Source organism: Streptomyces sp. NA02950 (assembly GCF_013364155.1).
In the GTDB taxonomy this organism is placed as follows: domain Bacteria; phylum Actinomycetota; class Actinomycetes; order Streptomycetales; family Streptomycetaceae; genus Streptomyces.
This window is the reverse complement of the sequence record NZ_CP054916.1, coordinates 2,992,510-3,007,855: the sequence shown is the minus strand read 5'-3', so window position 1 is coordinate 3,007,855 and position 15,346 is coordinate 2,992,510. Positions and strand designations below refer to the sequence as shown.

General features: G+C 73.1%; 9 protein-coding genes. 2 read left to right on the top strand and 7 right to left on the bottom strand.

The genetic code is table 11. The annotated features are described in order from the left end of the window. Window positions 1-17 precede the first annotated feature (17 nt). Window positions 18-941 (bottom strand): intradiol ring-cleavage dioxygenase, encoded by a 924-nt coding sequence (locus tag HUT19_RS12555; protein WP_176180555.1) that lies wholly within the window; start codon window positions 939-941, stop codon window positions 18-20. A 345-nt stretch (window positions 942-1,286) separates the two neighbouring features. On the opposite strand from HUT19_RS12555, the gene HUT19_RS43950 reads away from it, so the two are divergent. After that, window positions 1,287-1,688 (top strand): hypothetical protein, encoded by a 402-nt coding sequence (locus tag HUT19_RS43950; protein WP_303331859.1) that lies wholly within the window; start codon window positions 1,287-1,289, stop codon window positions 1,686-1,688. 27 nt (window positions 1,689-1,715) lie between these two features. On the opposite strand, the gene glgB is transcribed toward HUT19_RS43950, so the two are convergent. The 6 genes from glgB to HUT19_RS12520 all read right to left on the bottom strand — a co-directional run bounded on the left by glgB (window position 1,716) and on the right by HUT19_RS12520 (window position 12,405). Then, a complete protein-coding gene (gene glgB, locus HUT19_RS12545; RefSeq protein WP_176186800.1) occupies window positions 1,716-3,908 on the bottom strand; it encodes a 1,4-alpha-glucan branching enzyme in 2,193 nt (730 codons plus the stop codon). A gap of 335 nt (window positions 3,909-4,243) precedes the next feature. Next, on the bottom strand, window positions 4,244-5,800 hold the full coding sequence (locus HUT19_RS12540) for a maltokinase (RefSeq protein WP_176180554.1): 1,557 nt from the start codon (window positions 5,798-5,800) through the stop codon (window positions 4,244-4,246). 269 nt (window positions 5,801-6,069) lie between these two features. Beyond that, window positions 6,070-7,806, bottom strand: a complete 1,737-nt coding sequence (treS, locus tag HUT19_RS12535; RefSeq protein ID WP_176180553.1) for a maltose alpha-D-glucosyltransferase — start codon at window positions 7,804-7,806, stop codon at window positions 6,070-6,072. Next, window positions 7,803-9,797, bottom strand: coding sequence for an alpha-1,4-glucan--maltose-1-phosphate maltosyltransferase (locus HUT19_RS12530; RefSeq protein WP_176180552.1), 1,995 nt, complete (start codon window positions 9,795-9,797; stop codon window positions 7,803-7,805). Before HUT19_RS12530 ends, treS begins: the two co-directional genes overlap by 4 nt. A 280-nt stretch (window positions 9,798-10,077) precedes the next feature. Beyond that, entirely contained in the window at window positions 10,078-11,337 is a 1,260-nt protein-coding gene (locus HUT19_RS12525) for a S8 family peptidase (protein WP_176180551.1), read from the bottom strand. Window positions 11,338-11,487: 150 nt separating this feature from the next. Continuing rightward, the gene (locus tag HUT19_RS12520) at window positions 11,488-12,405 is read right to left on the bottom strand and encodes a helix-turn-helix domain-containing protein (protein WP_176180550.1); all 918 of its coding nucleotides are present in this window, start codon (window positions 12,403-12,405) and stop codon (window positions 11,488-11,490) included. A 169-nt stretch (window positions 12,406-12,574) separates the two neighbouring features. Between HUT19_RS12520 and glgP the strand changes: the two genes are divergently transcribed. After that, entirely contained in the window at window positions 12,575-15,172 is a 2,598-nt protein-coding gene (gene glgP / locus HUT19_RS12515) for an alpha-glucan family phosphorylase (protein WP_176180549.1), read from the top strand. The last annotated feature ends 174 nt before the right edge of the window (window positions 15,173-15,346 follow it).

Genomic DNA, 15,346 nt, shown 5'->3' with positions numbered 1-15,346 from the left:
GATCGGCGGGCAGGGGATCAGGAGGAGGCGCTGGGCCGCGGCGGTCGCCCGCCCGCCTCGGGCGGTGTCGCGTCCGGGTCGACGCCCAGCACGATCGAACCGGTCAGGCCCTTGTCGTAACGGCCCGGCCTGACCTGCGCGAGCGAGACGAGCGAGGCCGACCCCGCCGACTGGGCGACGTGGTCGTCGGCGAGTACGACCCGCTCGGTCCCCGTGTGCTTCGCGTACGGATCCAGTTTCGCGATGGCGTCGGCCACCTTGTCGGAGAAGAACACCTGGCCGGTGTGGGCGACATGGCCGCCCTCGTACGTCCCGCCCCGGACATCGCCCTCGTAGTGCACCTTGAGGTGGATATGGGTGGTGCGGCCGTAGTACCAGCCGGGAAAGATCGTCTTGAACGTCGCCTTGCCGTCTCTGTCGGTGAGCTGGATGCCGCGCAGGAACGTCGTCTCGTCGGTGTTCGGGACGTGCCCGTGCTCATCCGCCTTGCTGGGGTCGTAGGGCTCGTCGGGGGAGATGGCGGTGTAACCCGCGTAGACACCTCCGGCGTCGCAGTGCCAGATGTCCACCGCCGCGTCGGACAGCGGCTTGCAGGTCTTCGTGTCCACCACCTGGAAGGTCAGGGCGAGGGGTACGCCCGGCCGCTTCTCCGTGATGTCGCGGCGGACCTTCTCGTCCTCGAGGTAGTAGGGACCCGACATCTGCTCGGCGGTGAGGAGACACTGCGGCCTGGACGTGGAGTCCGCGGTGGGCGAGCCGGTGGCGGCCGCGTCCGTGGCGGAGCTTTCGGGTCCGGCCGACGCCTGGGCGGCGTAGGCCGCGACCCCGGCCACCCCGAGTCCCGCTCCGCCGATGACGGTCAGGATCTTCCGGCGGTTGGGGCCCGGTGTGGCGGGCGCGTTCTCACCCTCCGAGGGTGTGTGCTGTTTGTCTTTCGCCATGCCCTGGAACCTAGGATTCCAGGATAGGCGGGGCCTGGGTCACGGCTGGGGATCCGCTGTGAAACACGGGATCGCGGATGGGGTTGATGGTTCATCGGCGCACCGGATCCCGGCCACCGTCGAGGCCCAGACCGCCCTGTACCGCGGCCTGCCGGCCGACCGCCGGGTGCTGATCCTGCTGGACAACGCTCGCGACGCCGAGCAGGTGCGCCCCCTGCTGCCCGGTTCCCCCGGCTGTCTGGTAGTGCTGACCAGCCGCGATGACTCACCAGCTGGGTCGTCGCGGAACAGGCGGCGCCGCTGCCGCTGGATCTGCTCGGCCGCGACGAGGAGCGCGCACCGCTGGTGCGGCGGCTGGGCGGCGAGCGGGTGGCCGCCGCACCGCAGGCCGTCGCGGACGTCATCACGGTGTGCGCCGGACTGCCGCTGGCGCTGGCCGTCGTCACCGCCCGCGCCGCCACCCACCCCGGCTTCGGCCTCGCCGCGCTCGCCGGTGAACCGCACGACGCCCGCGGCAGCCTCGACGCGTTCGAGGGCCCGGACACCACCACCGACATACGGGCGGTGTTCTCCTGGCCGTACCACACCCTCGGCGCCGACGCCGCCCGGCTGTTCCGGCTGCTGGGCGTCCAGCCCGGCCCGGACATCGCCGCCCCCGCCGCCGCCAGCCTGGTGGGCTTGTCCGTACCGCGGGCCCGCCGACTGCTGCTCCAGCTCACCCGGGCGCATCCGTGCCAGGCGTCGTGAGCAGGGCGTCCCCTGTGAAGACGGGCCCTAGGCCGGCCGCAGCCAGACCGTGGCCAGCGGGGGCAGCACCGCCAGCACACTGGCGGGGCGCCCGTGCCGGGCGGTGGCCTCCGCCTTCAGCGGCTCGCGGTTGGTCACCCCGCTGCCGCCGAAGCGCTCCTGGTCGGTGTTGAGCACCTCGTACCACTCCGCCGTCCCGCCGGGCACCCCGATGCGGTACTCGTGCCGGACGACCGGGGAGAAGTTGCTGACGGCCAGCAGTGGCGAGCCTTCGGCGTCGAAGCGCAGGAAGGCGAACACGTTGTCCTCGCGCGCGTCCCCCTCCACCCAGGAGAAGCCCTCCGGGTCGGTGTCCCGCTGCCACAGCGGGGGTGTGGCCGTGTAGACCCGGTTCAACTCGCGCACCAGGTCCCGTACGCCCCGGTGGTCGGCCTCGGCGGAGTACGAGGGGTCCAGCAGCCACCAGTCCGGGCCGTGCCCTTCCGACCACTCCGCGCCCTGCGCGAACTCCTGCCCCATGAAGAGCAGTTGCTTGCCCGGATGGGCCCACATGAAGCCCAGATAGGCGCGGTGGTTGGCCCGCTGCTGCCACCAGTCGCCGGGCATCTTGGACACCAGCGCGCCCTTGCCGTGCACCACCTCGTCGTGCGAGATGGGCAGCACGTAGTACTCGCTGTAGGCGTACACCATCGAGAACGTCATCTCGTGGTGGTGGTACTTGCGGTGCACCGGCTCGTGCGCCATGTAGCCCAGCGAGTCGTGCATCCAGCCCATGTTCCACTTCAGCCCGAAGCCGAGGCCGCCGAAACCACCGGCGCCCACATGGTGGGTGGCGCGGGTGACCCCGTCCCAGGCGGTGGACTCCTCGGCGATGGTGACCACCCCGGGACAGCGGCGGTAGACGGTGGCGTTCATCTCCTGGAGGAACGCGACCGCGTCCAGGTTCTCCCGGCCGCCGTGCGCGTTGGGCGTCCACTGGCCCGGCTCCCGGGAGTAGTCGAGGTAGAGCATCGAGGCCACCGCGTCCACCCGCAGCCCGTCGATATGGAACTCCTCGCACCAGTAGACCGCGTTGGCCACCAGGAAGTTGCGCACCTCGGTACGGCCGTAGTCGAACTCCAGCGTCCCCCAGTCCGGATGCGCCGCCCGCCGCGGGTCGGCGGGCTCGTACAGCGGACGGCCGTCGAACTCGGCCAGCGCCCAGTCGTCCCGCGGGAAGTGCGCGGGCACCCAGTCGACCAGCACCCCGATGCCCGCCTGGTGCAGCGCGTCCACCAGGTACTTGAAGTCGTCGGGAATGCCCAGCCGCGCGGTGGGCGCGTAGAAACCGGTGACCTGGTACCCCCAGGAGCCGCCGAAGGGATGCTCGGCCACCGGCATCAGCTCGACATGGGTGAAGCCGAGGTCCTTGACGTACGCGGGCAACTGCTCGGCGAGTTGGCGATAGGTCAGGCCCGGCCGCCAGGAGGGCAGATGCACCTCGTACACCGAGAACGCGGACTCGTGCACCCGTCGGCCCTGGCGGCGGGACATCCAGAGCTGGTCGGTCCACCGGTGGTGCGAGAGGTGCACCACCGAGGCGGTGGCGGGCGGGCATTCGGTGCGCCGGGCCATCGGATCGGCGCGCACGGTGTGGCTGCCGTCGGGCCGGGTGATCTGGAACTTGTACAGTGCGCCCTCGCCGACCCCGGGCAGGAACAGCTCCCACACCCCGCTGCCGCCCAGGGAGCGCATCGGGAAGGCGGTGCCGTCCCAGTAGGTGAAGTCCCCGGTGACCCGCACCCCGAGCGCGTCCGGCGCCCAGACGGTGAACCGGGTCCCGGCCACCCCCTGGTGGGTCATCGGATGCGCGCCCAGCGCCCGCCACAGCTCCTCGTGGCGGCCCTCGCCGATCAGATGCAGATCGAGTTCGCCGAGGGCGGGCAGGAAGCGGTAGGGGTCCTCCAGCTCCAGTTCGGTGCCCTCGTACGCCACCAGCAGCCGGTAGTCGGGGATCTCCGTCAGCGGCAGCACACCGGAGAACAGCCCGTCGCCCTCCCGGCGCAGCCGCGCCCGCAGCCCGGTGGCGGTCACGGTCACCGAGCGGGCGTACGGGCGCAGCGCCCGGAAGAGCACTCCGCCGCGCACCGGGTGGGCGCCGAGCAGGGCGTGCGGGTCGTGGTGCGCGCCGCCGAGCAGCCGCCGCCGGTCGTCGTCGCCGAGGGCGGGCGCGGGCCGCACCCCGTGACCGCCGTCGCCGTCGGCGGCGGTATCGGGATGGGGGTCGGGACCGGGCGCGGGGCCGGTGACCGGGCGTCCGGTGAGGGGCCGCCGGGACGCCCCGGCCGGGTCCGCCGACCGCTCCGCCGCGTCCGCCGCGGCCGCTGGGTCGGCGGAGTCCCGTCGCGCGGCGCGCGGTACGGGAGGGGAGCCGTAGGAGAGGCGGGACCCGGCGCCGTGTGGCCGGAAGGTCGGCGGGACCGGCGGGACCGGCGGGACGGCCGCGCCGCCGGTGGCGGCGGGGTCCTGGTCCGGCCCCTCGCCGGACGGGTGCGGGCGGGACGGCGGACGTGCGGTCACGGGGAGGTCCTCCCGGAGGTGCCGGCGGCGAGGCGCCGGATCGCGGACATGGGGATGGACAGCCAGTCGGGGCGGTGCCGGGCCTCGTAGACGACTTCGTAGACGGCCTTGTCGGTCTCGTGGGCGCGCAGCAGCTCCGGCTCGTCGCGCGGATCGCTGCCGGATACCTCGGCGTAGCCCGCGCAGTAGGCGGCACGGGTGCGCCCGGCCCACTCCTGGGGGTCCTCGTGGCGGCCCACGGCCGCCGCGTAGTCGAAGGAGCGCAGCATGCCCGCGATGTCGCGCACCGGCGGCTGCGGGCGGCGGCGCTCGGCCAGCGGACGGGACGGCTCGCCCTCGAAGTCGATCAGCGACCACCGGCCGCCGCCCCCGCCGGGGTCCGCAGCCGTCAGCAGCGCCTGTCCCAGGTGCAGATCGCCGTGGATGCGCTGGGCCGACCAGGTGCGGCCCGCGCGGCCCAGCGCGGCGAGGTCCTCGTACGCGTGGTGCAGCGCGGCGCGGTAGGGCTGGAGCGCGGGCACGGCGGCCGCGGCCGAGTCCAGCCGCTCGCTCATACCGGCCGCCAGATGCTCGATCTGACGGCGGCGCAGCACCGAGGTGGGCAGGGCGCGGGCCATCGCGAGATGCACCTCGGCGGTGGTGTGGCCGAGCGCGCGGGCGGCGTCGGTGAAGTCGGCCCGTACGGTCAGGGCGTCCAGCGCCAGCCGCCAGCCGTCGGCGGAGCCCGTCAGATACGGCTGGAGCACCCCGAGGGTGAACGGCTCCGGGCGGGGACCGGCGCCCTCGGCGGGCGGGGCGGCCTCGAACCAGGCGGCGGGCGCGGGCACCCGGGTGCAGTCGGTGCGGGCGAGGGCCAGCGGAAGTTCCAGATCGGGGTTGGTGCCGGGGCTGACCCGCCGGAAGAGCTTGAGAATAAACGTATCGCCATAGACCACGGAGGAGTTGGACTGCTCGGCGGTCATCAGCCGCGGGGCGAGGACGGCTGGGATGGCGGTGGCCGGTTCGCGGACGAAGCGCAACGGCCCCAGCCGGCCCGGCACCCGCAGCCGCTCCAGCAGCAGCCCGGCCAGCCGGGGGTCGGCCAGCGCCTCGTACAGGGTGCGTCCGTCCAGCGGTCCGCCGTCCGGGCGTCCGACGAGCGCGGGGGCCAGCGGCGGCGGCAGGGCCGAACGCACCCCCAGCAGGATCTGGTAGCAGTCGCTGGCGGCCGCGCCGCGCCGGTGGCCGCAGCCGTATCCGTGCCGGTGGCCGGGCGGCTCCGGCTGCTGGGCGCGGATCAGCAGATGGAGCAGACCGGGGGTGGCGCCGGCCGCCGCACAGGGCAGCAGCTCGGTGGCGGCCACGAGCGCGAAACCGGTGACCGGACGCCCCTTGCCCGCGAACCAGCGCTGCCGGGGCAGCCACTCCGCGAGCAGCGGCGCGAGCGAGGTGAGCAGCCCGCTCCCGTCACCCGGCGCGGCGGTGGCGGCGCGGGCTGCGGGGTACGGGGGCTGCGCCCGCGGTACGGCGGTCGGCGGGTGATGTGCCCCCCGGGAGAACGGAGCTTCCGGCATGACGTCGCGTCCTTTCCCCGGGCACACGACAGATCATGGCAAAGTGTCCCGGATTGCGGCATTGACTGTGCGACGGTGCGGGACGTGTCGGGCGAGGATCGTCCGTACGGTCCGTACGGGGTGCGCGATCGGCTTCGCCAGTGGACAGAGTGCCCATGACGGGGTGTCGAAAACGCCGGTACGCGCCCCCGGAGGGACGCGTACGGGCGATGCCGCCGTATTCGGTGGCCGAAACCCGACGAGGACTCTGCCGGGGCGGCCGGGGCGGGTCAGTCGGCCCGGTGTGCGGCGGCCTCGGCACGCCGCAGCCGGAACCAGTAGAAGCCGTGCCCGGCCAGGGTCAGCAGATACGGCAGCTCCCCGATGGCCGGGAAGCGGACCCCGCCGATCAGCTCGACCGGGTGGCGCCCGGCGAACGACTGGAGGTCCAGTTCGGTGGGCTGGGCGAAGCGCGAGAAGTTGTTCACGCACAGCACCAGGTCGTCCTCGCCGTCCCGGGTGCTGGGCGCCTCGCGCAGGAAGGCGAGCACGGCCGGGTTGGAGGAGGGCAGCTCGGTGAAGGAGCCCAGGCCGAAGGCCGGGTTCTGCTTACGGATCTCGATCATCCGGCGGGTCCAGTGGAGCAGCGAGGCGGGGCTGCTCATGGCCGCTTCCACATTGGTGACCTGGTAGCCGTAGACCGGGTCCATGATGGTCGGCAGGAACAGCCGCCCCGGGTCGCAGGAGGAGAAGCCCGCGTTGCGGTCGGGGGTCCACTGCATGGGCGTGCGCACGGCGTCCCGGTCGCCGAGCCAGATGTTGTCGCCCATGCCGATCTCGTCGCCGTAGTAGAGGATCGGCGAGCCGGGCAGGGACAGCAGCAGCGCGGTGAACAGCTCGATCTGGTTCCGGTCGTTGTCCAGCAGGGGCGCCAGTCGCCGCCGGATGCCGATGTTGGCGCGCATCCGCGGATCCTTGGCGTACTCCGCGTACATGTAGTCGCGCTCTTCGTCGGTGACCATCTCGAGCGTCAGCTCGTCGTGGTTGCGCAGGAAGATGCCCCACTGACAGCCGGAGGGGATGGCGGGGGTCTTGGAGAGGACCTCCGAGACCGGATAGCGCGATTCGCGCCGTACCGCCATGAAGATGCGCGGCATCACCGGGAAGTGGAAGGCCATGTGGCATTCGTCGCCGCCCACCGCGTAGTCGCCGAAGTAGTCGACGACGTCCTCCGGCCACTGATTGGCCTCGGCCAGCAGCACGGTGTCGGGGTAGTGGGCGTCGATCTCCGCCCGGACGCGCCGGAGCATCTCATGGGTCCGGGGCAGGTTCTCGCAGTCGGTGCCTTCCTCGGCATACAGATACGGGACGGCGTCGAGTCGGAATCCGTCGATACCGAGGTCCAGCCAGAAGCGCAGGGCGGCCAGTACTTCTTCCTGGACGCCGGGGTTCTCGAAGTTGAGGTCCGGCTGGTGCGAGAAGAAGCGGTGCCAGTAGTACTGCTTGCGTACCGGATCAAAGGTCCAGTTGGACGTCTCGGTATCGACGAAGATGATGCGGGCGTCCTGGTACTGCTTGTCGTCGTCGGCCCAGACGTAGTAGTCGCCGTAGGGTCCGTCCGGGTCGGTGCGCGACTCCTGGAACCACGGATGCTGATCGCTGGTGTGGTTCATGACAAAATCGATGATCACGCGCATCCCGCGCTGATGCGCGGCGTCGACGAACTCGACGAAGTCGGCGAGGTCACCGAAGTCCGGCAGCACGGCCGTGTAGTCCGACACGTCGTAGCCGCCGTCCCGCAGCGGCGAGGCGAAGAACGGCGGCAGCCACAGGCAGTCCACGCCCAGCCACTGGAGATAGTCCAGTTTGGCCGTGAGTCCCTTGAGGTCGCCGATGCCGTCGCCGTTGCTGTCCTGGAAGGAGCGGACCAGGACCTCGTAGAAGACGGCGCGTTTGAACCAGTCGGGATCGCGGTCCTTGGCCGGTGTGTCCTCGAAGGTGTCCGGTACGGGCTCGTTGACGATCATGGTGTGGGTGACCCTCCGATCGGTGAGGACGGTCGCAGGGAGAAGATATGCGCGGGAGCCGGCTCACGCCCCGGCTCCAGGCGCACATAGTTGTCCCTGCCCCAGTGATAGGTCTCGCCGGTGAGCTCGTCGCGCACCGGGACGGACTCGTGCCATTCCAGGCCGAGTTCCGGCATGTTCAACGAGACCGTCGCCTCCTGGGTGTGGTGCGGGTCCAGGTTGACGACGGTGAGCACGCACGAGTCGCCCGCGCGCTTGGAGTAGACGATGACGGAGTCGTTGTCGGCGTGGTGGAATCTGAGGTTGCGCAGCCGGCGCAGGGCCGGATGGCGGCGGCGCACCCGGTTCAGCCGGGTGATCAGCGGGGTGAGGGTACGGCCCTCACGTTCGGCCGCGGCCCAGTCGCGGGGCCGCAGCTGGTACTTCTCCGAGTCGAGGTACTCCTCGCTCCCGGCGCGCAGCGGGGTGTTCTCGCACAGCTCGAAGCCCGCGTAGACGCCCCAGGCGGGGGAGAGGGTGGCGGCCAGCACCGCCCGGGCGGCGAAGGCCGGGCGGCCGCCCTCCTGGAGGTAGGCGTGCAGGATGTCGGGGGTGTTCACAAAGAAGTTGGGCCGCATCCAGGCGGCCGTGTCCCCGGACAGCCCGGTGAGGTAGTCGGTGAGCTCCTGCTTGGTGTTGCGCCAGGTGAAGTAGGTGTACGACTGCTGGAAGCCGATCGCGGCGAGGGTGTTCATCATCGCGGGGCGGGTGAACGCCTCGGCGAGGAACAGCACATCGGGATCGGTGCGGTTGATGTCCCCGATCACCTTCTCCCAGAACACCACCGGCTTGGTGTGCGGATTGTCCACCCGGAAGATCCGCACCCCGTGGGACATCCAGAACCGCAGCACCCGCTCGGTCTCCCGGACGATGCCGGGGAAGTCCCGGTCGAAGGCGATGGGATAGATGTCCTGGTACTTCTTGGGCGGGTTCTCGGCGTAGGCGATGGTGCCGTCGGCGCGCCGGTGGAACCACTCGGGATGCTTGTCCACCCACGGGTGGTCCGGTGAGCACTGGAGCGCGAAGTCCAGCGCCACCTCCATCCGCAGTTCGCGCGCCCGCGCCACGAAGTGGTCGAAGTCGTCCAGGGTGCCGAGGTCGGGGTGGATCGCGTCGTGTCCGCCGTCGGCCGAGCCGATCGCCCAGGGCGAGCCCACGTCGTACGGGCCCGCGGAGAGCGCGTTGTTGGGGCCTTTGCGGAAGGCGGTGCCGATGGGGTGCACCGGCGGCAGATAGACCACGTCGAACCCGGCGGCGGCGACGGCGGGCAGCCGTTCGGCGGCGGTGCGCAGGGTGCCGCTGACCGGTCTGCGCCCCTCGGCCACCTTGGCGCCCTCCGAGCGCGGGAACAGTTCGTACCACGAGCCGAACAGTGCGCGCTCCCGCTCGACCTGGAGCGGCATCGGACGGGAGGAGGTGACCAACTCGCGCAGCGGATGGCGGTCCAGGGCCTCGGTGACAGCGGGGGCGAGGGCGGCGGCGAGCCGGTCGGCCACCGGGCGCCGCTCGTCGCGCAGTCCGTCGACGGCGCCCAGCACCGCCTCCCGGCCGTCGTTCTTGGGCACACCGGCCGCGGCTCTCTCGTGCAGCACGGCGCCCTCCTCCAGGACCAGATCGGTGTCGATCCCGGCCGGGACCTTGATCCGGGCATGATGCCGCCAGGTGGCGATCGGGTCGCTCCACGCCTCGACCGTGTACGACCAGCGGCCGGGGGCGCCGGGGGTGATCTCGGCGCCCCAGCGGTCGGTGCCGGGGGCCAGTTCGCGCATCGGGGTCCAGGGGCCGATGCGTCCGGCCGGATCGCGGAGGATGACATTGGCGCTGACCGCGTCGTGGCCTTCCCGGAACACGGTGGCACTGACCTCGAAGGTCTCGTCCACCACCGCCTTGGCGGGGCGGCGGCCGCAGTCGATCAGCGGGCGGATATCCAGGACGGGAATGCGACCGATCATAGGATCACCTGACGGCGTTGCGGGTGTGTGTGCTTCGGCGGCTTTTGTCCTTTGTATCGGTTCTGTCGCCGGGCGACGGGGTGCGGGCATGACAGCTCCTGTCCGCGTTCACTCTGGTGGGCGGATGGGGTCGGCCATGGGGGAGCGCGGGGAGAGAGCCTTCCCATACGGCACCGGGCGACAATCCGCGTTCCCGTGAACTACCGGTTCGTAACGCCGGGTACACGGGCCCGCCCCGCGCGTGGCGGGGGCCGTCCAGTCGGATGAGTATTCCGGTACGTCAGTTGGCCACCCGGAGCAGACGGTTCGGGGAACCCCGGCCCGCGCCCCGCACCGCGCCCGTGGCCGCGGCGGCCGTCAGCGCCGCGCTCACCCGGGCCGGGGAGGCCGACCGGTGGGCGGCCAGATACAGCGCGGCGGCACCGGCCGCGTGCGGTGCGGCCATCGAGGTGCCGGAGCGGGTGGCCGCCGCCGTGTCGCTCGTGTGCGACGCCGAGACGATCCGGTCGCCGGGCGCGAACAGGTCAACGGCCGGGCCCCAGTTGGAGAACCGCGGGCGCCGGTCGAACCGGTCGGTCGCGCCGACGGTGATGGCCTCCCGCACCCGGCCGGGGGAGGAGGAGCCCGCGCTCAGGCCCTCGTTGCCGGCCGCGACCGTGAAGGTGAGTCCGGAGGCGATCCCGGTCCGCACCGCCGTGTCCCACGCGGGCACCGGTGCCGGATCCGTCGTCCCCAGGCTCAGATTGACGACCGCGGGCCGCACGGCGTGCTTCAGCACCCAGTCGAGCCCGGCGAGTACCTGTGCGCTGGTGCCCTGGCCGCGGTCGTCCAGCACCCGGACGGCCACCACGTCGGCGCGCTTCGCCACGCCGTAGCGGGTGCCCGCCGCGGTCGCGGCCACATGGGTGCCGTGGCCGTTGCCGTCCTCGGCCACCGGATCGTCGTCGACGAAGTCCCAGCCGGAGCGGGCCCGGCCGCCGAAGTCCCGGTGGCCGGTGCGCACCCCGGAGTCGACGACGTAGACGGTGACACCGCGCCCGCCGTCCGCGGGCGCGGTGTACGCCCCGTCCAGGGTCCGTTCCGGCGCTCCGTCGGGCACCGGGTCCGGCTGGTCGATCCGGTCCAGGCCCCAGGACGGGGGATAGGGCTGGGTCCGCGGGGACCGCCGCGGGGCGGCGGCCGAGCGCAGGGACACCCGCGCGTCCCGGGTCACCGAGGCCACCGCCGGATCGGCCGCGAGCCGTCTCGCCTGTGTCTCGTCCGCCCGTATCGCATAGCCGTCGAGCGCGGTGCGATAGGTGCGGCGGATGCTCACGCCGTAGCGCTCCACGGTCTCCCGGCCGCGTCCGGAGGAAGCCGACGGCGCCCCCGGACCGCGTTTCAGCGCGACGATGTAGCCGCCCTCCACCGCCGTGGCCGCGCCCTGGACCGGGCCCCGGGCGGGGACGGCCTGGGCGGGCGGCGCCAGTGCCAGGACCACCGCCGCGGCGGCGGCCGGCGCCCCGGCCGTCCGGCGGCGGCGCCCACGTGTGTGTGCCATGGATCGATCCCCCTCCCCGAGTCGACGTGCGTCAGCGTCTCGTGACGGCAAAGATCCGGACAAGGGCGCACCCGGGGGCGGAATCGGCCATATCGACCGCGCGCGGAGCGGGGAGGGCCGCGGTGGCCGCCGGCCGTTCGCGCGCGGCGGTCAGAGCGTCCCGAGCCGGTCGCGGGACGTGCGCTCCGGCGCACCGGCCGCCTCGTCGAGCCCGGCCGCCAGCAGCCGCAGGCCCGCCTCGGACGGGGACCCCGGCTCCGCGCCGTACATCAGCAGCCCCTGGCCCCCGGAGTCCGGCAGCCGGGTCATCTCGAAGGCCAGCTCCAGCGGTCCCACCAGCGGATGGTGGAACGTCTTCGTGCCGAACGAGCAGCGGTGCACCGGGTGGCGCGACCACAGCGCCGCGAACACCTCGCTCTTCATGGTCAGCTCACCGATCAGCTCGGCCAGCCGCCGGTCGTCGGGGTGTTCGCCCGCCGCCACCCGCAGCGAGGAGACCGCGCGCCGCGCCTCGGTCTCCCAGTCCGGGTACAGCTCACGGGTGTGCGGATCGAGGAAGAGCATCCGCTGCGCGTTGGGCCGCTCCCGCGGGCGGTCCGGCGCCTCCGCGGCCAGATGCCCGGCGGTCAGGGCGTGTCCCAGCCGGTTCCAGGCCAGCACCTCGAAGCGGCGGTCCAGCACCAGGGCGGGCACCTGGTCCATCGCCGCCAGCAGCCGCCGGGTCGACGGCCGGGCGCACTCGGCGCGCGGCGCGCGGGGGCGCGGGGTGCGCGCGGGGCGGGCCAGATTGCGCAGATGCGCGTGCTCGTCGGGGGTCAGCCGCAGCGCCCGCGCGATGGCGTCCAGCACCCCGTCCGAGGCGCCCGCGGACTGCCCCTGTTCCAGCCGGGTGTAGTACGCGACGCTGACCCCCGCCAGCTGCGCCAGCTCCTCGCGGCGCAGCCCGGGCACCCGGCGCCGGGTGCCGTACGAGACCAGTCCGACGTCCTCGGGGCGCAGGGCGGCGCGGCGGGTGCGCAGAAAGCCGCCCAGTTCGGCAGGTGGGGCGGGGGTGGCGGGTCGGTCCATACGGTCCAGTGTCCACCGGCGGCGCGCATCGTGCCTGACCCTGTCAGTGGCAGCCAGCGCGCACCGGCGGGCGACGCCACTGGCCGGAAAGACCGCTGCCCGCGACGCCGTTCCCCGGCGCCGGGCGAAAGCTCCAGAACGGGGACGCGCCGGCCGCTACCGTCGAAGGGTGAAGGCCATCCGTCGATTCAGCGTGCGTCCCGTCCTTCCGGAACCCCTACGACCCCTGCATCCGCTGGCGCGCAATCTGCGCTGGTCCTGGCATCCCGAGACCCGTGAGCTGTTCCGGGCGGTGGATCCCGAGGGCTGGCGGACGTCGGGCGGCGACCCGGTGCGGCTGCTGTCCACCGTGCCCGTCTCCCGGCTCGCGGAACTCGCCGCGGACCGCGACTTCCTGCGCCGTCTCCAGGCTGCGGCCGACGATCTGCACGACTACCTCACCGCACCCCGCTGGTACCAGGGCCGGTCCGGGGCGGACCCCGCGGAGCCCGGCCCCGGCGCGCTGCCCACCGCCATCGCCTACTTCTCCCCGGAGTTCGGCATCACCGCCGCCCTGCCGCAGTACTCCGGCGGCCTCGGCATCCTCGCCGGTGACCACCTGAAGGCCGCCAGCGACCTCGGGGTGCCCCTGATGGGCGTCGGACTGCTCTACCGCCACGGCTACTTCCGCCAGTCGCTCTCCCGCGAGGGCTGGCAGCAGGAGCAGTACCCGGTGCTCGACCCCGACGAGCTGCCGCTGTCCCTGCTGTGCGAAGCCGACGGCCGGGCGGTGCGCGTTCCGCTCACCCTCCCCGGCGGCCGCCCGCTGTACGCCCGGATCTGGCAGGCGCAGGTCGGCCGGGTGCCGCTGCTGCTCCTGGACACCGATGTGGAGGAGAACGGCCACGGCGAGCGCGATGTCACCGACCGGCTCTACGGCGGCGGCAGTGAACACCGGCTGCGCCAGGAGATGCTGCTCGGCATCGGCGGGGTTCGCGCGGTGCGCGCGTACTGCCGGCTGACCGGCCACCCGGCGCCCGAGGTGTTCCACACCAACGAGGGCCATGCCGGGTTCCAGGGCCTGGAGCGGATCCGCGAACTCATCGACGCCGGCGGCGACTTCGACACCGCGCACGAAACGGTGCGGGCGGGCACCGTGTTCACCACCCACACCCCCGTCCCCGCCGGGATCGACCGCTTCGACCGCGAGCTGGTCGCCCGCCACTTCGGTGACGGCGGCGAACTCCCCGGGATCGCGGTCGAGCGGATCCTCGCCCTGGGCATGGAGACCTACCCCGGCGGTGAGCCCAACCTCTTCAACATGGCGGTGATGGGGCTGCGGCTGGCCCAGCGCGCCAACGGGGTGTCCACCCTGCACGGCCGGGTCAGCCGGGAGATGTTCGCCGGACTCTGGCCGGGCTTCGACCCCGAGGAGGTGCCGATCACCTCCGTCACCAACGGGGTGCACGCCCCCACCTGGACGGCGCCCGAGGTCTCCCGGCTCGGCGCCCGGCAGTTCGGCCACCTCCCCGACGGCGAGCTGTGGGGGCTCCGCCGCACCCTGCGGGAACAGCTGGTCGCCGAGGTCCGGCGGCGGCTGTACGCGGCCTGGCGGCAGCGCGGCGCGGGCACCGCGGAACTCGGCTGGATCGACGGCGTCCTGGACCCGGACGTCCTCACCATCGGCTTCGCCCGCCGGGTCCCCTCCTACAAGCGGCTCACCCTGATGCTGCGCGACCCCGACCGGCTGATGGAACTGCTGCTCCACCCCGAGCGGCCGGTCCAGATCGTCGTCGCGGGCAAGGCCCACCCCGCCGACGACGGCGGCAAGCGGCTGATCCAGGAGCTGGTGCGGTTCGCCGACGATCCGCGGGTGCGCCACCGTCTGGTCTTCCTGCCCGACTACGGCATGGCGATGGCCCAGAAGCTCTACCCCGGCTGCGATGTGTGGCTCAACAACCCGCTGCGGCCGCTGGAGGCGTGCGGCACCAGCGGAATGAAGGCCGCGCTCAACGGCTGTCTCAACCTCTCCGTCCTGGACGGCTGGTGGGACGAGTGGTACGACCCCGACTTCGGCTGGGCCATCCCCACCGCCGACGGCTCCGCCACCGACGAGACCCGCCGGGACGACCTGGAGGCCGCCGCCCTCTACGAACTGCTGGAGAACCGGGTCGCCCCGCGCTTCTACGACCGCGGTCCGGACGGCCTCCCCGGCCGCTGGATCGACATGGTGCGGCAAACCCTCACCACCCTCGCGCCCAAGGTGCTCGCGGGCCGGATGGTGCGCGAGTACACCGAGCGGCTCTACGCCCCGGCCGCCCGCTCCCACCGCGCCCTGGACCCCGCCACCGCCGGGGACCTGGCCCGCTGGAAGGCCCGGGTGCGCGGCGCCTGGTCGGAGGTGGCGGTGGACCATGTGGAGGCCCGGCTGACGCCGTCCGCCCCGGGCGGCGCCGCCGAACTGGGCTCGGCGCTCTCGCTGCGGGTCCGGGTGCGCCTCGGCGGCCTGGAACCCGGCGATGTCGAGGTCCAGGCGGTCGCCGGACGGGTCGACGGCACCGACCGCATCACCGACGGCAGCCGCATTCCCCTCAAGCCCACCTCGGGCCCGGACGGTGAGGGCAGCCGCCTCTACGAGGGCCCGCTCGCCCTGGACCGCACCGGACCCTTCGGCTACACGGTCCGGGTGCTGCCCGCCCACCGGCTGCTCGCCGACCCCGCCGAACCGGGCCTGGTCGCATGGCCGTCCCAGGACACGGCGGAGGAGTCGGGCGTGCTGTTGCGCTGACGCCGCCCACCGGTCCCGGTCCCCCGACGGGCCCGGGACCGGGGCCGGTTGCACACCGGGGGACAGTGCGTGAGGCCGCACCGTGCCCCGCACCCCGGGCGCCATCGGCTACGCCGGACCGCACACCGCCGAGGTGAGCGCGGCCCGCGGCGAGGTGCGGCTGCTGGGTCCGGA

Bases quoted from the DNA above. Each gene is read 5' to 3' on its own strand.
- HUT19_RS12555 (WP_176180555.1), bottom strand. From the start codon at position 941: ATGGCGAAAGACAAACAGCACACACCCTCGGAGGGTGAGAACGCGCCC.
- HUT19_RS12540 (WP_176180554.1), bottom strand. From the start codon at position 5,800: ATGCCGGAAGCTCCGTTCTCCCGGGGGGCACATCACCCGCCGACCGCC.
- treS (WP_176180553.1), bottom strand. From the start codon at position 7,806: ATGATCGTCAACGAGCCCGTACCGGACACCTTCGAGGACACACCGGCC.
- HUT19_RS12530 (WP_176180552.1), bottom strand. From the start codon at position 9,797: ATGATCGGTCGCATTCCCGTCCTGGATATCCGCCCGCTGATCGACTGC.
- HUT19_RS12525 (WP_176180551.1), bottom strand. From the start codon at position 11,337: ATGGCACACACACGTGGGCGCCGCCGCCGGACGGCCGGGGCGCCGGCC.
- HUT19_RS12520 (WP_176180550.1), bottom strand. From the start codon at position 12,405: ATGGACCGACCCGCCACCCCCGCCCCACCTGCCGAACTGGGCGGCTTT.